Raw genomic sequence first — 20,062 nt, forward strand, 5'->3', positions numbered from 1 at the left:
ATTCGTACTATGACCTCTGCTGACTTCTGATGGCTCAGCTACTTATCACTAAGTAGGTTATGAAGGGTACTTCACGTATCCATCAGACCTCCCCGGGTAAGAGTGTAATCTTTCCTTCCATCCATCTGCTTCATTTACTCTGTATCACCTTCGGCAGAAAGGGCTTTGTTTTGTTGTGCAAACTCACCCAGTGATACCTAGCCTCATATGAAGTTCGTGTTCCTCAGATCGGAAGTTTGCCGCCCGCTTCCTTCAGATTCCGCGTCACCACGGACACCCTTGCGTTAAGCTAACTGCTACTTCTGCCTTCGCAGCTTGGGACTTTCACCCTATAGATTACACCCATGCCGGGCGCACACAAAAAAGGAGGCCGGCTCTTAAACGGAGCCGCCTCCTTTTTATTATAAAGCATGTTAACGTTTATTGATTTCTTCAAGCAATAATTTATTCACCATCGGCGGATTAGCTTGTCCTTTAGTCGCTTTCATAATTTGACCGACAAGGAATCCAAGCGCCCGATCTTTTCCGTTTTTAAAGTCTTCGATCGATTGCGGATTGGCGTCGAGCACTTCCAGTACATATTTGCGCAGTTCATTTTCATCAGAAATTTGGACAAGTCCTTTTTCTTTGACGATTTTTTCCGGATCTCCGCCTTTTTCGACCAACTCTTTAAATACTTTCTTGGCAATTTTAGAAGAAATAGTGCCATTTTCAATCAAGCGAATCATACCTGCCAAACTTTCCGGCGTCAAGGCGATTTCATGCAATTCTTTTCCTTGCGCATTTAAATAAGCGGACACTTCGCCCATCATCCAGTTGGAAGCGAGCTTAGCATCGGCTCCGGCTTTTACGGTTGCTTCAAAGAAATCGGACATTTCTTTTGTAAGGGTCAGAACTTTGGCGTCATAAGCTGGAAGACCCCATTCTTCCACATATCGTTTTTGCCTTTGATCCGGAAGTTCCGGGATTTCAGCGCGCACCCGTTCTTTCCATTCGTCGTCAATATACAGTTCTACTAAGTCCGGTTCCGGGAAGTAGCGGTAATCATCCGATCCTTCTTTCACGCGCATCAAGATCGTTTGTCCGGTCGCTTCATCAAAACGGCGAGTTTCTTGTTCAATGACTCCGCCGGACAACAAGATCTTTTCTTGCCGTTTTTGTTCAAATTCCAGCCCTTTGCGAACAAAGTTGAACGAGTTCAAGTTTTTAAGTTCCGTTTTCGTTCCAAATTCTTTTTGACCGTAAGGACGAAGTGAAATATTGGCATCGCAGCGAAGCGATCCTTCTTCCATTTTACAATCCGACACGCCGGTATATTGGATAATCGATTTCAATTTTTCCAGATAGGCATATGCTTCTTCCGGGCTGCGAATATCCGGTTCAGAAACGATTTCAATCAGAGGTGTCCCTTGACGGTTAAAGTCAACCAATGAATAACCGTTTCCGGCATGGGTCAATTTCCCGGCATCTTCCTCTAAATGCAGGCGAGTAATGCCGATTTTTTTCTTTTTGCCGTTCACTTCAATTTCAATCCAGCCATTTTGGCCAATCGGCTGATCATATTGAGAAATTTGATAGGCTTTAGGATTGTCCGGATAAAAATAGTTTTTGCGGTCAAACTTTGTTTCAGTCGCAATTTCGCAGTTTAACGCCATTGCCGCTTTCATCGCAAATTCTACTGCCCGTTTATTCAACACCGGCAGCACACCCGGATATCCAAGGTCGATCACGTTCGTATTGGTGTTCGGTTCAGCTCCGAAATGAGCAGGTGCAGGCGAAAAGATTTTCGACTCCGTTTTGAGTTCTACGTGCACTTCTAATCCGATCACAGTTTCAAAATTCATTCGCTTTTTCACCCCTTACAGTTGCGGTTTTTGTTTATGGAAGTCCGTTGCCTGTTCAAATGCATGCGCCACGCGGTAAACGGTGCTTTCGTCAAAGTGCTTTCCGATAATTTGAAGCCCTAACGGCAATCCGTCCGCAGAAAATCCGCATGGAACAGAGATTCCCGGCACACCTGCAAGATTCACAGGGATCGTTAAAATATCATTTGCATACATCGTCAACGGATCGTCTATATTTTCGCCGATTTTGAATGCCGGTGTCGGAGTCGTTGGCCCGATGATGACATCATAAGTTTCAAAAATATCTTCAAAGTCTTTTTTGATCAGCGTACGCACTTGTTGAGCCTTCTTGTAATAAGCATCATAATAACCGGAGCTTAACGCAAACGTTCCAAGCATAATGCGGCGCTTTACTTCGTCGCCGAAGCCTTCTGCTCTCGTTTTCTTATAAAGTTCAATCAAGTTTTCGGCATTTTCCGTCCGATAACCGTAGCGGATGCCGTCAAAGCGAGCCAAATTGGACGATGCTTCAGAAGAAGCCAACAGATAGTACGTGGCTACTCCGTATTTTGAATGCGGGAGCGATACTTCTTCCCAAGTGGCTCCTAGTTTTTCGAGCACTTTCAAAGCATTCAATACGGATTGTCGAACTTCTTCTTGAACTCCTTCGCCAAGATACTCTTTTGGAACGGCGATCTTTAATCCCTTCACATCTCCGGTTAGTGCAGCCGCATAATTCGGCACTTCCACATTGGCCGATGTAGAGTCATGCGGATCCAATCCGGCGATCACTTGTAGAAGATAAGCGTTATCTTCTACATTGCGTGTAATGGGACCGATTTGATCCAAAGAAGAAGCAAAAGCTACTAATCCAAAACGAGAAACCCGTCCATAGGTCGGCTTTAATCCTACGACTCCGCAAAAGGCTGCAGGCTGGCGAATCGATCCACCCGTGTCAGATCCTAAAGCAAAAGGAACTTGTCCCGCTGCCACTGCCGCAGCCGAGCCTCCTGAAGAACCGCCCGGAACACGTTCCGTATCCCATGGGTTGCGAGTCAGCTGGAAGCCGGAATTTTCAGTGGAGGATCCCATCGCAAATTCATCCATATTCAATTTTCCGATCGTAATGGCTTCTGCTTCCCGAAGTTTTTCGATTACGGTCGCGTCATAAATAGGATCGAAGTTTTCTAATATTTTGCTGGCGCAAGTTGTGCGCAGACCTTTTGTAACGATGTTGTCTTTAATTCCAATCGGCATTCCGAATAAAAGGCCTTTTTCTTCGTCGCTGCTAAGCTTTTCGTCCAGTTTTTGCGCTTTTTTACGAGCGTTTTCTTCATCTAAAGTTAAGAAAGCTTGTATTTTTTCATCAGTTTCACTGATTCTTTTATAAGCTTCATCGACTAAGTCCGAGACGCTTACTTCTTTGTTATGTAAAAGATCGTGCAATTCTGTCAGCTTATGGTCAAACAGTGCCATTCATACCCCTCCTCTACTCAATAATGGCCGGAACACGAATTTGCCCATCTTGGTGGTCAGGCGCATTCTTTAGAACTTCTTCGCGAGGAAGCCCTTTTTCCGGAGTATCTTCTCTCAGCACGTTTTTCATTTCCAGCACGTGCGAAGTTGGTTTTACATTCGTCGTATCTAATTCATTCAGCTGTTCCGCAAACGAAATAATGGCATCCAGCTGTGTAGCGAATTTTTCAGCTTCTTCTTCCGTAATCGCCAATCGCGCTAAATCAGCAACGTGCTTTACTTGTTCAATGGAAATTCGTGACATTTCCTTCACCTCCAGAATATTCTCGTGCCATTGCAATAATATTGATGATATCAAAATAAAAGATGGAAAAGCAACAAATTAGCGTAATTTCTCACTCAATGTTTATTGTACCACGAACATTGTCGACGGAGTAGAGAACAAATCTCCGTCTATTTCTTTTCCAAAATCTTTTTTATATGACTTGTTTTCTTAAAATACAAAATTATATAATATTTTTCTATAAGACCTTTTTCTCAAGGACGAAATGGCCGATCTACAGAATCCGGCCACCGTATAAACGGCTTTATGGTTCATAAAATAATAGAAAGATTTAAATTTGAAAATTCAAAAAAATATTACAAGAGGAGGATTTTATGGAGAGCGGCGTTTATATTTCAATATCGATTTATTTTTTGGCCATGCTGGCTATCGGATGGTACTCTTACAGAAAAACGTCGAATTTATCGGATTATATGCTTGGCGGCCGATCGTTAGGGCCTGCTGTCACCGCTCTTTCCGCTGGCGCCTCGGATATGAGCGGGTGGCTATTGATGGGGCTTCCCGGCGCCTTGTACACAACCGGAATTTCCGGTTCATGGATCGCCATCGGACTGGTCATCGGGGCGTATTCCAATTATTTATTTTTGGCGCCGCGATTGCGAATGTACACATATGTCGCCAATGATTCCATTACGATTCCAAACTACTTAGAAAATCGGTTTATCGACCGTTCCAGGCTGCTGCGCCTTGTTTCTTCGCTGGTCATTATTATTTTCTTTACCTTATATACATCCGCCGGGATCGTTTCAGGAGGAAAACTGTTTGAATCGGCCTTTCACCTCAACTATCATTTAGGTGCCTTTCTTACAGCAGGAGTCGTCATTTTTTATACTTTATTAGGTGGATTTTTAGCTGTCAGTTTAACCGATTTTGTCCAAGGAACGATCATGTTTATTGCTCTTATTCTCGTACCGCTTGTCGTTTTTCTGGATTTGGGCGGTCCCGTCTCCGTTTTCAGCGAGATTCATTCGGTGGATCCGAAACTGCTGGACATGTTTAGGGGTACATCGATCATGGGCATTATCTCCTTCCTAGCTTGGGGGCTAGGCTACTTTGGACAGCCACACATCATTGTCCGCTTTATGGCGATTCATTCTGTCAAGGAAATGAAAACGGCACGTCGGATCGGAATAGGCTGGATGATCATGACGGTCGGCGGCGCTGTTCTTGTCGGACTTACAGGGATTGCCTATATGTCCGTCAAACATTACCCTCTTCACGATCCGGAAACCATCTTTATCGTGTTCTCCAGGATCTTATTCCACCCGTTGATCACCGGCTTTTTATTAGCGGCTATATTAGCGGCCATCATGAGCACGATATCGTCACAGCTTTTGGTCACATCCAGCGCTTTGACCGAAGACGTTTATAAAGCGTTTGTGAAGCGGAATGTTTCTGACAAGGAATTGGTGTTGATCGGACGGCTTTCGGTTCTTTTAGTAGCCGTTGTCGCGATTATTTTATCGTATTCGCCGAACGATACGATTTTAGCTTTAGTAGGCAACGCTTGGGCAGGATTTGGCGCCTCTTTCGGTCCGGCGATCTTACTGAGCTTGTATTGGAAACGAATGAATAAATGGGGGGCGCTTGCAGGCATGATAGTCGGAGCTGTAACGGTGATCATCTGGATCAGCATCCCCGCCCTGAAACACTTTATGTATGAAATGATTCCAGGCTTTTTCTTAAGCACATTGGCGATTTTGATAGTTAGCCTCCTTACATCCAAACCAGAAAATGAAATTGAACAAACGTTTGAATTAATGGAAGAAACGTTGGCAAAAGAATTGAAAAAAGGGGTCAGACCCCTTTAGTTGAGTAAAGGGGCTTGGAAGCGGAAGATTAAGTGACGGCTACATGAAGAACAAGAGCTTCGGAATGAGATCCGAAGCTCTTTTCTTTATTATCTTTGAGGTTGAGTTTGGAATTGTTCCACTTCCGTAGAGCCTTTAAGGGCAACAGTAGAAGCGTTTCCGCCTGTAACCACCATGGACACTTCGTCAAAATAGCCGGTGCCGACTTCACGTTGATGGCGAGTAGCCGTGTATCCATATTTTTCGCTGGCAAACTCTTTTTGCTGCAATTCTGAGTAAGCAGCCATTCCACGCTCTTTATAGCCTCGTGCCAATTCGAACATGCTGTAGTTAAGGGTATGGAATCCGGCAAGAGTAACAAATTGGAATTTATAACCCATTTTGGCCAATTCTTTTTGGAAGTTAAGAATCGTTTTATCATCCAATTTTGCCTTCCAGTTAAACGATGGCGAGCAGTTGTATGCCAATAGCTTGCCTGGGAATTTCTCATGGATGGCTTCCGCAAATTGGCGAGCTTCTTCCACGTTCGGTTCGGATGTTTCACACCAAATAAGGTCAGCATACGGTGCATAAGCAAGTCCGCGAGCAATCGCTTGTTCAATTCCTTTTTTCGTGCGATAAAATCCTTCTTCCGTGCGTTCCCCTGTAATAAATGGAGCATCATATGGGTCAATATCGCTAGTGATCAAATCAGCTGCTTGAGCATCCGTTCTGCCTACCAGAATAGTTGGTACGCCCATTACATCAGCCGCCAAACGAGCAGCGATCAAATTGCGTACAGCCGTTTGGGTCGGCAGCAGCACTTTTCCGCCTAAGTGCCCGCATTTTTTCTCAGAAGAAAGCTGGTCTTCGAAATGGACACCGGCAGCCCCTGCTTCGATCATCGCTTTCATTAATTCGAATACATTCAATTGTCCTCCGAAACCGGCTTCTGCGTCTGCCACAATCGGAGCAAACCAATCAATGGAGTCGTCTCCTTCTAAATGGTGGATTTGGTCGGCGCGTTGCAAAGCTTGATTAATCCGTTTGACCACATGCGGTACGCTGTTGGCCGGGTACAAACTTTGGTCAGGATACATTTGGCCGGCGAGGTTGGCGTCGGCTGCCACTTGCCATCCGCTCAAATAGATGGCTTTCAATCCGGCTTTTACTTGCTGCACGGCTTGGTTTCCGGTCAACGCTCCTAATGCATTGATATAGTCTTCCGTATGAAGCAGTTTCCAAAGCTTTTCAGCACCGCGGCGAGCCAGTGTATATTCAATATCAATCGAACCGCGAAGTTTGATCACTTCTTCCGCTGTATATGGACGAGTAATCCCTTTCCATCTTTCATCATTTTCCCATGATTCTTTTAATTTTTGTACACGTGGATCTGTCATTGTCAATTCCTCCCATTTTCATAGATTCATATTTATAAAATTTTATAACCAGGAATGGTTAAGAAATCCTCAAATTCATCGTTTAACGTCAGTCTGTCAAACAATTCGACGGCTTCATCGAATCTTCCGGAAGCATAGGCTTCTTCGCCGATTTCTTGCTTGATTTTTTCCAGCTCTTCTTGCTTAAATTGTTCATACATTTCTTTCGTCACCTTTCGCCCGTCGTCCAAAATTCCTTTTGGATGGCGGATCCATTGCCATAACTGAGCGCGGGAAATTTCAGCCGTCGCCGCATCTTCCATTAAATTGTGAATCGGCGCAGCACCCCGACCGCTTAACCAAGAAGCAATATATTGAATCCCGACATTGATATTCATGCGGACGCCTTCTTCGGTGATTTTCCCTTCCGGAACTTCGACGAGATCTTGTTCCGTTACATGGACATCCTCCAATTTCTTACTTTCAATTTGATTCGGTTCTTTCATTTCCCGGTCAAACACTTCCATTGCCACCGGCACAAGACCCGGATGAGCCACCCATGTGCCATCGTGTCCGTCTCTTGCTTCCCGTTCTTTATCTGCCCGCACTTTGGCAAAGGCTTCTTCATTTTTCTTCTCATCATCTTTGACCGGTATTTGCGCAGCCATCCCGCCAATGGCCGGTGCTTTTCGGCGATGGCATGTTTTGATCGTCAAAAGCGAGTAGGAGCGCATAAACGGAACGGTCATGGTGACAGTAGAACGATCCGGCAAAATAACATCTTTATGATTCCTGAACTTTTTAATGTAGCTGAAAATATAATCCCAACGCCCGCAATTCAAACCGGCGGAATGTTCGCGCAATTCGTATAAAATTTCATCCATTTCAAAAGCTGCCGTGATCGTTTCAATAAGAACCGTTGCTTTAATCGTTCCTCTAGGGATACCGACATATTTTTGCGCATAAACAAAGACATCATTCCAAAGCCTTGCTTCCAAATGGCTTTCTATTTTCGGAAGGTAGAAGTAAGGTCCTGTACCGTTCTCCACTAATCGCACGGCATTATGAAAGAAAAACAGCCCGAAATCAAACAGTGCCCCGGAGATGGGTTGTCCATCCACCAACACATGCTTTTCTTCCAAATGCCAACCGCGCGGGCGCACAATTAATACAGCGGTTTTGTCCTTCAATTCGTATGTCTTTCCGTTAGGATTTTTGAAAGTGATCGTGCGGTTTACAGCGTCCCTTAAATTGATCTGTCCCTCGATGATATTCTCCCAAGTGGGCGATGTAGCATCTTCAAAACAGGCCATAAAACATTTGGCGCCAGAGTTTAACGCATTAATGACCATTTTGCGATCAACAGGCCCGGTAATTTCCACTCTGCGATCCTTCAAGTCTTCAGGAAGGGGAGAAATTTCCCAATCACTATTCCGAATAGATTCGGTTTCTTTCAAGAACGTCGGAAATTTTCCTTGATCGAACTCTCGTTGACGTTCTTCTCTCTTTTTCAGAAGTTCCACTCGACGCTGCCCAAATCTTCTTTCTAGCTGTTCAATAAATTGCAAAGCATCCGGAGTAAGAATTTCTTCATATCCGGGCCGCATCGGACCAGTTACTTGAATCCCAGCTATTTGAGTGGCCATCTTCTTTATCACCTCTTTGTTATATTACAGTTATTAACTGTTATTTGTATTATATAACAGATAACCTAGAAAAGGAAGTGGAATTTTCTAATTATTTATAAATTTTTGACCGATATTTTTCGACATAAGAAAAGAGCCTCCCTCCAAGCTTACCAGCTCGAAAACAGACTCTTTTTTTCTCTTGAGCAACACTGAAAAAGCCAACGTGAAAAAAATTGAGTTTCTCCGTTCCTTTCGTTCATTCCCTTTTACCGGACATCAAAAAATCCCCGCCTCTTTATAAAAGGCGGGGATCAAGCAAAGCTGCAGCAACGCTCTCGGAAGGCTTTACTGCCCATAAATATGAACGAACGGTTCTTTGGCTTTTGCTTTCTTCACAATTAATGCTTCCGGTCCTTCTACGGAACTGATATTGACTTCAATCGGGTAATAATCCGGGAAATGGTTGAGAATCAAGCCGGAAACATATTGCGTAAAACCAATCGCTTCGGCTTCGCCATTAAATTGAATACTGATGTCAATTTGCAAATTGTTCAGCTGGCCATCTTTATAAAAAGCACGGCCGACAACACCTGTCGTATTGTCAAAATATTTTTGGACGTCTTCTTTAAAATTCAAAAAGTAGGTATTGTCATCGCGATGGTCTGCATCTGCTTGGTCTGACGGGAAGAGATAATACTTTTCATCAAGCCCTTCCCAATGGCTGATCGTCGATTCTCCTTTTCCTAACGTAGTGTAGGCAAAGAAGTGTCCGGGCACGACAGAATCTTTGCTTGCTTGTTCAAAAAGGGCGATGACGACTGGAACATTTTCCAAGCCTTTTATTTTGCGAATTCGTTTGGCTACTTCATCCGCTATTTTCTTTCCTTGCTCTTCCACTTGTTTATGCGGAATTTTCAAGTCATACGTAGCACCGTATTCTTCTTTCTGATAGTAGTGGACCGAGTTAAGAGCGAGACCGATCACGACTCCTCCCAGTTGTACCGTGTTATCATCCATTTGCTTTAAATAATCTTGTTCCGAAATGTGTGCCAAATAAATGGGGCTTTTTTTATTCCGTTCGTCGATCGAACCTTTTTCATCATCAATCGGATTTAATCCTAGATTTTCAGATGGTTTAAGTCCATGCTCTTTCAGCTGCTTCTTTGTGTATTTTCGCTCAAGCCAGGCAGCAATCGTTTTTTTACTCAAATATTGCCCTTCTTGGAACAAATATTTTTCCGGCGAAAACTCTTGTTTTGCAATTCGCATTAATCCCGTTTCAAACTCATCGATGTCATAGCGAGTGTTTAAATTTTGAACGACCATTCCTTGTGCTTTTCCCGGTTTAAAAGGCAAAATCGTTTTATAATATTGATCCGAAATTTGGTAATTAGGAATGATCGCTTTTTCTTTTTTATCATTCTTTTTCTGAACGACCTGATTTTGTTTATCAATGGACGACGGTGCACAGCCGCTTATACTTGCCAAAAGGCAGGCCGCTAAGGCAACCGTTAACCACTTTTTCATCGAACGCACCTCTTATTTATTTAGTTCTTCCAACAGTTTCTCTTCATCCCAGATTTCAATATCGAATTCTCGAGCTTTAGCCAATTTCGAGCCAGCATCAGCACCGGCAATGACTAAATCCGTCTTTTTGCTGACACTTCCGGAAACTTTTCCTCCGAGTGCCTCGATCTTTTCTTTCGCTTCATTTCTTGTCAAAGCTTCCAGTTTTCCTGTCAGCACGATCGTTTTTCCGGCAAAATAAGAGCTGGATTGATCTCCGGAAACAGGCTTCGGCCCTTTATACTCCATATTGACACCCGCTTCTTTCAGCTCCTGAATCAGTTCCAGTACTTCCGGTTGATGAAAATACGTGACAACGGCGTCCGCCATCTTCTCCCCAACTTCCGGAATCGCCGTCAGTTCCTCCACGTCTGCCTTCATTAATCGATCCAGTGTTTCAAAATGAACAGCCAGCGTTTTCGCCGCTTTGGCCCCCACATGACGAATGCCGAGGCCGAACAATAATCTTTCCAAAGAGTTTTCTTTCGAATCTTCAATGGCTTTTAATAAGTTCGATACAGATTTTTCACCCATTCGATCCAATTGCAGCAGTTGATCTTTCGTCAATTGATAAATATCCGCTACGTCTTTCACTAATTGCTCCCGGAAAAGTTGAGCAATCACTTTTTCACCAAGTCCCTCAATATTCATGGCATTTCGGGAGACAAAATGGATCAGTCCTTCACGAATTTGTGCCGGACATTTTGGATTGATGCAGCGAAGAGCTACTTCCCCATCGAGACGAACCAGTTCGCTGCCGCATTCCGGGCAATGGCCAGGCATGTGAAACTCTTTTTCCTCCCCTTTTCGTCGCTCTTTGATCGGCCGCACGACTTCAGGGATGATATCACCGGCTTTTTTGATGACGACTTCGTCTCCAATTTTGATGTCCTTTTCCCGAATATAATCTTCATTATGAAGGGAAGCTCTTTGCACGGTTGTTCCGGCAACATGGACCGGTTCTAAAACGGCAGTCGGTGTCACAACGCCTGTCCGTCCTACGCTTAATTCAATGTCTAAAAGCTTAGTGACCACCTCTTCTGCAGGAAATTTGTAGGCAATGGCCCATCGAGGGCTTTTGGCGGTACTCCCCAATTTTTCCTGTTGGGCTAATGAGTCGACTTTGATCACAATCCCGTCGATCTCATAAGGAAGAGTCGATCGTTTTTCCGTATATTCTTTGATATATTGGATGACTTCTTCAATGTCTTTGCATTTTCTCCGCTCTTTGTTCGTTTTAAAGCCGAGCCTGTCCAAATAGTCCAATCCTTCGCTATGGGATTGAATATTGACATTTCCACTGTTGCCGATGCCGTAAAGAAAAATATCTAAATTTCGGGAAGCGGCGATTTTGGGATCCAGTTGCCGAAGCGATCCGGCAGCGGCATTGCGAGGATTGGCAAACAGCGTTTCCCCTCTCTCTTCCCGTTCACGATTCAGCTTTTCAAACGATTTTTTAGGCATGAACGCTTCGCCGCGAACTTCGATTGAAACCGGCTCTTTCAACCTCAGAGGAATCGAATGGATGGTTCGCAAGTTCATCGTAATGTCTTCGCCGATTGCACCATCGCCGCGAGTAGAGCCTTGGACAAACACTCCGTTTTCATAGGAAAGGGAAACAGCCAATCCGTCGATTTTCAACTCGCATACGTACGAATATTCTTCGTTTAAAGATTCCCGAACTCTGCGATCGAAATCCCTCAAATCGCCTTCTCCAAACGCATTCGCCAAGCTTAGCATCGGAATATCATGACGAACTTTTTGAAAAGCTTCCAACGGCTGGCCGCCGACGCGCTGAGTCGGAGAATCAGGCGTTCTCAATTCAGGAAAAGCATTTTCTATTTCGATCAATTCTTGCATGAGCCGATCATATTCCGCATCCGGAACAGTCGGCTGATCCAACACATAATATTCGTAGCTGTATTGATTTAAACGTTCATGGAGTTCTCTTACTCGTTTTTCTGCCGTATGTCGCTCCATTTTGCCAGCCCTTTCTTTGTCTTACTTTTGCTACTTATCCAAAACCAAGCGTTTATCGATTCGCCAAAGGCGAATCGATGATTCATCAACGAAAATGCGCTTTCGCATGCGAGTCTTTTCTTTTCCTCCAAAAAGAAAAGAGTTCAAAAAAGCTTCATATGTTCATATTCACGATAGATGAGTCTATTATTCCCCATTCATACTTTTTGAATGGGAGCGAATTTCGCCAACAGTCTCTTTACTCCTGTCGGGCTTGGAAACGCAATATCGAGTTCCATATTTTCCTTTTCGCCTTTTACACTGACTACGGTTCCGATGCCCCACTTTTTATGTTCGGCTTTATCCCCGACTTTCCATGGAATTTCTTCTCCTCCCGTGGAAACTGCCATTGGCCGAATAGAGGCTTTTTGAGAAGAAGTTGAAAGATTGGATTGAAAACGAGTAAAAGGTTTTTTCTCGACCACCACTTCGTCCAATAGATCTTCGGGTATTTCTTGAATAAATCGGGAAACAGGATTCAAATTGGTTCTACCGTATAACGTTCTCATTTGAGCGTTCGTCAAATACAGCTCCTCTTCCGCTCTTGTAATCCCCACGTAAGCGAGCCTCCGCTCTTCTTCCATTTCTTCTTCATCCATAAGCGAGCGGCTGTGAGGAAAAACGCCTTCTTCCATACCGATTAAAAAGACAACCGGAAACTCAAGCCCTTTCGCGGAATGGAGCGTCATTAATACAACCGATTGCTGATTGTTGTCCTCTTCATCTAATCGGTCAATATCCGCCACAAGGGCAAGATCCGTTAAAAAGGCGATCAAGCTTTTATCTTCGCTGTTTTCCTCGAATCCTTTTGTAACAGATAAAAATTCATCGATATTTTCCAAACGGCTTTGGGCATCAAGCGTTTTTTCCGCTTTCAGCATATCCCTATATCCGGACTTGTCCAACACTTCTTCCACCAGTTCCGTGACAGACAAGTATTCTTGCATTTGGGTATAGCCCTTAATTAAATCACGGAATTCAAGTACCGCTTTGGTGATTTTCGGGCTTAAACCGATAAAATCCGCTTCTTCCAATGCCTGAAATAGAGAAAGATCATTTTCTTGAGCATAGCGGGCGATTTTGTCCATTGAAGTGGAACCGATTCCCCGCTTTGGTACATTGATGACACGAAGCAAGCTGATATCATCGTCCGGATTGGCGATCAGTCTTAAATAAGCCAATATATCTTTAATTTCTTTTCGGTCATAGAACTTAATGCCCCCGACAATCGTATAGTCGATATTGGATTTCATCAGCACTTCTTCGACTACACGGGATTGTGCGTTCGTTCGATACAAAATGGCAAAGTCGGATAATTGTCTTTTTCCGCTTTCGACCAGCTCTTTAATTTTACCGGCGACAAACTGAGCTTCCGCCTGTTCATTTTCCGCCCGAAAGTAGACAATCTTCTTCCCTTCCGGATTTTCCGTCCACAGCTTTTTCGGTTTGCGGTTGTAATTGTTTTTAATCACTTCATTCGCTGCCTGCAAAATTCTTTTAGTGGAGCGATAATTTTGCTCAAGCAGGATGACATGGGCATTCGGATAGTCTTTTTCAAACGATAAAATGTTGGAAATATCCGCCCCGCGCCAACGATAAATCGACTGATCGCTGTCTCCGACCACGCATAAATTTTGAAAACGCGATGCCAAAAGCTTTACGAGCAAGTATTGGGCTTTATTTGTGTCTTGATATTCATCCACATGTATATATTGAAATTTGCATTGATAATACTCGAGAACGTCCGGCACTCGTTGGAACAGATGAATCGTCGTCATAATGAGGTCATCAAAGTCGAGCGATTGATTTTTCCGCAATCGTTTTTGATATTCTTCATATACTTCGCTGACAATCCGTTCATAATAGCTGCCAACTTGTTTGCTGTAAGATTCCGGATCGATCAATTCATTCTTTAAAGAACTGATCGTGCCAAGAATGGCTCTGGGATCAAATTTCTTGGGGTCCAAATTTTTATCTTTTAAAATGCCTTTAATTACGGACTGCTGATCGGTTGTGTCCAAAATCGTAAAATTCCGGTTAAAGCCAATCCGGTCTATATCTCTTCTTAAAATGCGAACGCACATGGAATGGAAGGTTGAGATCCATACTTCTTCCGCCGCGCCGCCCATCAATTGGCCAACACGTTCTTTCATTTCGCGCGCTGCCTTATTGGTGAAAGTAATCGCCAGAATATTATATGGATTGACTGCCTTTTCCACCATTAAATAGGCAATTCGGTGGGTCAGTACTCTCGTTTTTCCGGAACCTGCTCCGGCCATAATAAGAAGCGGCCCTTCCGTTGTTTTCACCGCTTCCTGCTGCTCTTTATTCAATCCGCTTAACAGCTTTTCCGTTAAAAATTGCATGTTTTCACCACCGTTAGAACATTTGTTCTTATTATAACCGATTTTTCTCTACCGGCGCGGAATCTTTTTCACCATTTCAACGGTTTTTAAAGCACTTTCCAAATCGGTATAAAGGACGTTTCCTACCACAATAACATCGGCAACCGCCCCCATCTCGGCTGCTTCTTCAGGAGATTGTATGCCGCCGCCGTAAAAAACAACCGTATCGGTCAATGTTTCTTTTACTTTTTTCACAAGCCGGGGATCCCCATATGTGCCGCTGTATTCCAAATAAAAGATTGGCAGATGCAGCATCTTTTCCGCCAAACGCGCATAAGCAACAGCATCTTCTATATCTAATTCCGTATTTGCCTCGGTTAATTGCGCTGCTTTGGAATCGCCATTTAAAATGCAGTAGCCTTCCGCGAGCACTTCATCCCAATTCATTAATTCGCCGTATTCTTTTAACGCTTGATGATGAAGCCCCAGCACCCAATCGACTTTGGAGCTGTTTAATACCATGGGAATAAAATAAAGATCAAACCCCGGCGTGATCGCTTCAAGCGTAGAAACTTCCAATACACAAGGAACCGTGTAGCGGCGGATTCTCGCCATTAAATGAAGCACTTTGTCGAGTGTGACTCCATCCGTGCCGCCGACGATCACCGCATCCGTTCCCGATTCGCAAATTTTCTCTAAACTATCATCATCTATTTCTTTATTTGGGTCCAGTTTGAACACATGGCGCCACTCGCGCACATCATACATCCAAATGCCCTCCATTTCATGATTTCATCTAACCATTATAGCATTTGTTTTGCTCTGCTAAAACCGGAAAAGAAGGAAATGAAGCGTTTCTATTTTTTGTTATAAATCCCTAAAAATATAAAACACCAGTTTTCTTTTTGGTGACAAAAACCACCCACACAGGTCATCGAACGATTCTCCTTTGATTTGTGAACGCCTTTTTCCTATCCGGACAGCGAAAAATATTGAAGATTTATACTCATTTATTGGATAATAAAAGTATTTTTTCAAAAATATCAGAATATAAAAATTGCGGTGAAATCGCTTTGTACCAATACGAATTTGTTAGCGTAAAAATCAACGCCTTGACGGGAAAAGCCAAGGAAGGTTATAAGGAGATTATTAAAGTTCTTACATGCTTTATAAGTTTTTACATGAATCAGAACGTTCTACATTAGCGGATATGAAAAAACATTTTAAAGCTGTACCGAAAACCAGTTTATATTCTATTATAGATCTCTTGTGATGATAAAATATTTAGAGAACGATTTAGAGACAACCATAAAATACTTAAAAAAGCAGAAGAAGAATTACGTTATTATGAAAAAAGCGGGTTAGGTTTTTGGAAGCTGGAACGCACATTATTTCAATCTCTCCAAGAAAAATAGCTTCGTCAAATAAAATGACGGAATTGTCAATATAGCCGATTGTCTTTTTAAGTGGATTGGAGTCAATATTTCGGGTATAAAAGTTAATCTCTTTTCCTGATTGTTTGATTTAATCTTCAATTGGATGATGAGTTTGATACTCTAGAACCATGAGAAATAGAAGTCCAAAAGATCAAAGAAGTCAAAATTGTATTGTGGTATGGAGACAAACGTTGCACCGCGATAGAAAGAGTAAACGCATATCTAAAGAAGTAATCCAACTAAACAACGTACGTTACAAGACAAGAAAAAATATAAGTTCACTTTGACATCAAATATACTGATTTGTAATGCTTCAAAATAAGCCATAGACCGCTAAAAGCCAAAAACGGCAATTTATAGGAAGAATTCTGATGATCATATAATGAAAGTCAGCTTAAAGATAATGAGGCGGTGAAACTTTTTTTACAAAGAAAATACCGTCCAACTGCTGCGCTGGAGTAATTAATTTTTGCATTGTTCCTGATTCTAATATAAGAGTTTTGTTAAAAATCCATTTGTTCAATTCGTTGGGTGATACATCTGAAAAATCAATGAAAGATATCGATGATTTATTATGGTTCATATAATCTTCAAGACTCTTTTTGGGAGGTTTAACTAAATCATATATTGTTTTATTATTTAAGGCCGCCTTCCCTTCATACATAAACAGTCCGAGATAATAGGATTTACTAACCATCTCTGGACTCATTAATGATCCCATAGGTTTATATTTAATTAGATTTTCATAATTTTTATAAATATGGGAGTTGTGTGCCCATACTATAATTTTTTCATTCGGGTATAATTTTTCACAAATCCATTCTATATTGTATGCCATAATTTGATCTCTAATTTTCTGATAAGTATGATGTCCAGTGGCAAGGTTTGATAATAAAAGTCGTCTATTTTCTATGACTCTTTGAATTAATTGAAAATATATATGCATATCTTTCCTAATAAATTCTTTTTCCAACTCCTCTAATGTCTTATGTAGCGAGGAGAACAATTCTGTTAATTCTTTTTGGGTTTCCAAATACTCTTGCATAATATGTCTTGGTATTTTCTTCCTCTCTCCTTTCAACTTGCCAATACGCATATACCAATCCATTGTTGCTTTATCCAAAGCTTTTATACTTAATTTGAATTTTAAGGGTAAATCAATATCCAGTTTGTCCAACAGATCTACAAATAAGTTTTGTTTGGATGAAGGTTGAAAATCAAATCCTATAAGATTCAAATCAGATCCTTTTATTAATTCAAACAAAGGTAGCGTTTCTTCTGTTTTCCATAAAGAAAATATTGATTTATCCATAAGTTCATTCACAGAAATATCATCTTTAAAGTAGTTAGCGCTATAGCATTCACTTAGGCCGCTTTCAAATGCTATTACCTTGAATCCCATTTTGTGATATAAGAATTCAATAAGTTTGGATTTTAAAAGATTATGCTCTGCAATTCCATGTCCATTTTCACCCAACCAAACGATTTGCTTATCCTTTAATATATTTTCTAAAAAATTAAAGTCATTAATCTCACATTTTTCCAGGGAGTCTATACCATAACTATGTTCTCTAACCCATTCCACAGCCTTTTTATATTTTCTATTCGTTAATTGAAAGATTGACATAATTGCCACCCGCTTCATTTTTTATAATTAAGTCTTTCTTTTTCAATAACTTCATACTTGGTAGCAAGGCTACTCAAGGGCAATCCTTATCGCTTCAAACTCCAATAAGCCATGCTAGAAGCAAGAAAACGGAGGAAAATCCCCCGTCATTATTCTCCGCTTTGCTCTTTTTCATTTTTGATTCTATCTAATACCATTCGATAAGCATCATTTCCATAATTCAAACAGCGCTTCACGCGGGAAATGGTAGCGGTGCTGGCGCCGGTTTCATTCTCAATTTTGTGGTACGTTTTCCCTTCCTGGAGCATTCTGGCCACTTCAAGGCGCTGCGCAAGAGATTGAATTTCATTAACCGTGCACAAATCATCAAAAAAACGATAGCATTCTTCTAAATCTTTTAACGATAAAACTGCCTGAAAAAGCTGATCCAACTCTTTGCCGCGCAATTTATCAATTTGCATCAACGATTCATACTCCTTTTCCCGATATTTTTGAAAATGGAATTGATATGTCTGTATTTCATTATTTTAACGCATTATAGTGGGAAAGAGTATAGTTTTTTTCATGACATCATAGATGCCGCGTGAAGTAACACGAATATACGGCAAATGGGTAGCTGACAGAAAAAGCAGTGTGTAAAAAGGATCAGAAAAAGAATAGCCGCGGTCGATTAACAATTTTTTCATCCTTTTTTCTTCTTTGATCAACTCTTCCATGCTCTGATCTGACATCATGCCGGAAAGCTTAAGGGGGATTTCATGAATGACTTTGCCGTTTTCCGCAAGAACAATTCCTCCGCCGATCTCTTTCATTCTTTGAAAAGCTCGACGCATTTCTTCTTTGCGTTTTCCGATCAATACAATATCGCCAGTGCTTGAAAAGGATGAAGCAAGACCTTGCACTCGATTGTCAAAACCTTTTAACACTGTGCTCACCCGCCATTGTCCGTTTCGGTCCAATAACAGCAAAAAGCTTTCATCATCCTCCGGAAGTTGATCCAATGAAATATCCCTTGTTAGTGAATATGGCTTCGTAATAACATCGTTGACCATCTGGATGCCAAACGGCATTGAAAACTGCAGATCTTCTTTTTTTAAATCCCAATGGAACGATATTGGTTTCAATCCCCAATTTTCCCATTTGATCGGATGGCCATGATACACCTTCGTTCCGTTCTTTTTGACCCACTGTCCTTTCGACAAAACGGAAACAGGCATCGGATTGTTTTCGTTTTCCAGAAAATTAATATTGGCTACTCGTCCAGGAGCAATCATACCGTAATAATGATCGATTCGATAATGCTTTGCGACATTATAGCTGGCCATTTGGTAAGCATCCATCGTCGGAACGCCAAATTCCAACGCTTTGGCGATCATACGGTCGATCACCCCGTCTTCATAGAAAGAGGGAAAAGAGCCATCCGTTGTAAACGTCATTTGATCATACTGATCCAAACCCATTTCCCGAATTTCTCTTAAAAGGATTTCTAAATCTGGACGTATGGAAGAATGGCGCAAAGCTACCGTATATCCTTGCATCAGTCGTTTGTACACATCTTTTCCGGTCATCGATTCATGGTCGCCATCTGCTCCTAAAAGCGTCATTTTCGTAAGCGTTTTCTCCGAAGCTCCCGGAAAATGTCCTTCAATTCTTTTTCCAAGCCTCTTTGTTTCCTGTATCCAGTGAAGAATCATATCATCTCCGTCCAACAATTTTGGCCAGCCAGTCAGTTCTCCCCCTTGGATAACAAATCCGCTTTCAATCCATGATTTGACATCTCTATGCGAAAATTTTTCATCCTCTTGATTCAGTTCTGTCATCGGATCATACCGGCACCACCAAAACAAAGAGAACGGAAGCTTATTTAATTCATTCATCAAAGAAAACGCTTTCTTATTTTTCAAAAACAAGAACAACACAAGATTATCGCTGACGAAACTCGTTGTTCCTGATTGAGATGCATATTCGGCAAATGACTGGGGATTATAAAGTTGAAAAGGATGAACATGCGGCTCAATGTAACCAGGCACAAGCGTAAAATTTTCACAGTTTACTACTTCACATTCGTCTAGCTTTTGCGGCAGTTTCTCCCCGACATAAACGATGCGGTCGTTTGCGATCCAAATATTGGCTTCCACCCATCTTCGCATTGTGGAATGCAAAAATCGCGCGTTTTTCAGCAATATATTCGGAGGCTTTTCTCCGTCAATCACTGCCACATGATCTCTGAGCTGTCTGTTTTTCCACCGATAATGCTGTTCTAACATAATTAAGGGCCCTCCTAATTGTATTAAAACTTTCAACTATGGATTCTTCCCGTTCTCTTCTTTATATGGGTTTATGCTGAACGGATGAATCATACACAAAAAGCTCTTTTGCTGAATGAAAAAAAGCTGTCATTGAAAAAACTGTCCTTTGCTGAAAAGATGAAGTGAATAGCTAAACATTCCGCCTGCTTCATTCGGTACTATGTCAAAAACGGAATCATCCTTTTTCCGCTTTTTGCAGTGGCGATGTTTACTGATATTCAAGGAAAAATGGTAATTTTAATAGTACCATATTTTGACGACAAACTCAGGCCAAAAAGAATGTAAAGTTTGAAAATTTAG

General features: G+C 41.9%; 13 protein-coding genes. 1 reads left to right on the top strand and 12 read right to left on the bottom strand.

What is annotated here, in order from left to right:
- Window positions 1-413 precede the first annotated feature (413 nt).
- From gatB to gatC, 3 genes are read right to left on the bottom strand one after another with little or no spacing between them, the layout of a single operon-like run.
- Window positions 414-1,844, bottom strand: coding sequence for an Asp-tRNA(Asn)/Glu-tRNA(Gln) amidotransferase subunit GatB (gatB, locus tag NST81_RS15445; protein WP_270583414.1), 1,431 nt, complete (start codon window positions 1,842-1,844; stop codon window positions 414-416).
- Window positions 1,845-1,859: 15 nt separating this feature from the next.
- Window positions 1,860-3,320 carry an Asp-tRNA(Asn)/Glu-tRNA(Gln) amidotransferase subunit GatA gene (gene gatA, locus NST81_RS15450; protein ID WP_048624099.1) on the bottom strand — a complete coding sequence of 487 codons (1,461 nt, stop codon included), beginning with the start codon at window positions 3,318-3,320 and terminating at the stop codon, window positions 1,860-1,862.
- A 13-nt stretch (window positions 3,321-3,333) separates the two neighbouring features.
- Entirely contained in the window at window positions 3,334-3,624 is a 291-nt protein-coding gene (gatC, locus tag NST81_RS15455) for an Asp-tRNA(Asn)/Glu-tRNA(Gln) amidotransferase subunit GatC (protein ID WP_003354105.1), read from the bottom strand.
- A 353-nt stretch (window positions 3,625-3,977) separates the two neighbouring features.
- Between gatC and putP the strand changes: the two genes are divergently transcribed.
- Window positions 3,978-5,474 carry a sodium/proline symporter PutP gene (putP, locus tag NST81_RS15460; protein ID WP_048624100.1) on the top strand — a complete coding sequence of 499 codons (1,497 nt, stop codon included), beginning with the start codon at window positions 3,978-3,980 and terminating at the stop codon, window positions 5,472-5,474.
- 89 nt (window positions 5,475-5,563) lie between these two features.
- On the opposite strand, the gene aceA is transcribed toward putP, so the two are convergent.
- The 9 genes from aceA to NST81_RS15505 all read right to left on the bottom strand — a co-directional run bounded on the left by aceA (window position 5,564) and on the right by NST81_RS15505 (window position 19,720).
- Entirely contained in the window at window positions 5,564-6,853 is a 1,290-nt protein-coding gene (gene aceA / locus NST81_RS15465; protein WP_003354103.1) for an isocitrate lyase, read from the bottom strand.
- Window positions 6,854-6,885: 32 nt separating this feature from the next.
- Window positions 6,886-8,478 carry a malate synthase A gene (aceB, locus tag NST81_RS15470; RefSeq protein ID WP_048624101.1) on the bottom strand — a complete coding sequence of 531 codons (1,593 nt, stop codon included), beginning with the start codon at window positions 8,476-8,478 and terminating at the stop codon, window positions 6,886-6,888.
- Window positions 8,479-8,805: 327 nt separating this feature from the next.
- The gene (locus NST81_RS15475) at window positions 8,806-9,987 is read right to left on the bottom strand and encodes a CamS family sex pheromone protein (protein WP_048624102.1); all 1,182 of its coding nucleotides are present in this window, start codon (window positions 9,985-9,987) and stop codon (window positions 8,806-8,808) included.
- Window positions 9,988-9,999: 12 nt separating this feature from the next.
- Entirely contained in the window at window positions 10,000-12,006 is a 2,007-nt protein-coding gene (ligA, locus tag NST81_RS15480; protein WP_341030213.1) for an NAD-dependent DNA ligase LigA, read from the bottom strand.
- Between the two features lie 197 nt (window positions 12,007-12,203).
- Window positions 12,204-14,411 carry a DNA helicase PcrA gene (pcrA, locus tag NST81_RS15485; protein ID WP_341030214.1) on the bottom strand — a complete coding sequence of 736 codons (2,208 nt, stop codon included), beginning with the start codon at window positions 14,409-14,411 and terminating at the stop codon, window positions 12,204-12,206.
- Window positions 14,412-14,459: 48 nt separating this feature from the next.
- The gene (locus NST81_RS15490; RefSeq protein WP_270583408.1) at window positions 14,460-15,158 is read right to left on the bottom strand and encodes a heptaprenylglyceryl phosphate synthase; all 699 of its coding nucleotides are present in this window, start codon (window positions 15,156-15,158) and stop codon (window positions 14,460-14,462) included.
- Between the two features lie 1,062 nt (window positions 15,159-16,220).
- Window positions 16,221-17,453, bottom strand: a complete 1,233-nt coding sequence (locus tag NST81_RS15495; protein WP_341030216.1) for an erythromycin esterase family protein — start codon at window positions 17,451-17,453, stop codon at window positions 16,221-16,223.
- A gap of 149 nt (window positions 17,454-17,602) precedes the next feature.
- Window positions 17,603-17,914 carry a YerC/YecD family TrpR-related protein gene (locus tag NST81_RS15500; RefSeq protein ID WP_003354092.1) on the bottom strand — a complete coding sequence of 104 codons (312 nt, stop codon included), beginning with the start codon at window positions 17,912-17,914 and terminating at the stop codon, window positions 17,603-17,605.
- Between the two features lie 66 nt (window positions 17,915-17,980).
- Window positions 17,981-19,720: an adenine deaminase C-terminal domain-containing protein gene (locus NST81_RS15505; protein WP_341030217.1), complete on the bottom strand. Its 1,740-nt coding sequence runs from the start codon at window positions 19,718-19,720 to the stop codon at window positions 17,981-17,983.
- Between the last annotated feature and the right edge of the window lie 342 nt (window positions 19,721-20,062).

Origin of the sequence: Bacillus sp. FSL W8-0223, from assembly GCF_038006805.1 — a bacterium.
In the GTDB taxonomy this organism is placed as follows: Bacteria; Bacillota; Bacilli; order Bacillales; family DSM-4216; genus Bacillus_O; species Bacillus_O smithii.

Coding starts and splice junctions, on each gene's coding strand:
- NST81_RS15495 (WP_341030216.1), bottom strand. CDS start 17,453: ATGTCAATCTTTCAATTAACGAATAGAAAATATAAAAAGGCTGTGGAA.
- ligA (WP_341030213.1), bottom strand. CDS start 12,006: ATGGAGCGACATACGGCAGAAAAACGAGTAAGAGAACTCCATGAACGT.
- gatB (WP_270583414.1), bottom strand. CDS start 1,844: ATGAATTTTGAAACTGTGATCGGATTAGAAGTGCACGTAGAACTCAAA.
- aceA (WP_003354103.1), bottom strand. CDS start 6,853: ATGACAGATCCACGTGTACAAAAATTAAAAGAATCATGGGAAAATGAT.
- putP (WP_048624100.1), top strand. CDS start 3,978: ATGGAGAGCGGCGTTTATATTTCAATATCGATTTATTTTTTGGCCATG.
- NST81_RS15500 (WP_003354092.1), bottom strand. CDS start 17,914: ATGCAAATTGATAAATTGCGCGGCAAAGAGTTGGATCAGCTTTTTCAG.
- NST81_RS15490 (WP_270583408.1), bottom strand. CDS start 15,158: ATGTATGATGTGCGCGAGTGGCGCCATGTGTTCAAACTGGACCCAAAT.
- gatA (WP_048624099.1), bottom strand. CDS start 3,320: ATGGCACTGTTTGACCATAAGCTGACAGAATTGCACGATCTTTTACAT.
- gatC (WP_003354105.1), bottom strand. CDS start 3,624: ATGTCACGAATTTCCATTGAACAAGTAAAGCACGTTGCTGATTTAGCG.
- NST81_RS15505 (WP_341030217.1), bottom strand. CDS start 19,720: ATGTTAGAACAGCATTATCGGTGGAAAAACAGACAGCTCAGAGATCAT.
- aceB (WP_048624101.1), bottom strand. CDS start 8,478: ATGGCCACTCAAATAGCTGGGATTCAAGTAACTGGTCCGATGCGGCCC.
- NST81_RS15475 (WP_048624102.1), bottom strand. CDS start 9,987: ATGAAAAAGTGGTTAACGGTTGCCTTAGCGGCCTGCCTTTTGGCAAGT.
- pcrA (WP_341030214.1), bottom strand. CDS start 14,411: ATGCAATTTTTAACGGAAAAGCTGTTAAGCGGATTGAATAAAGAGCAG.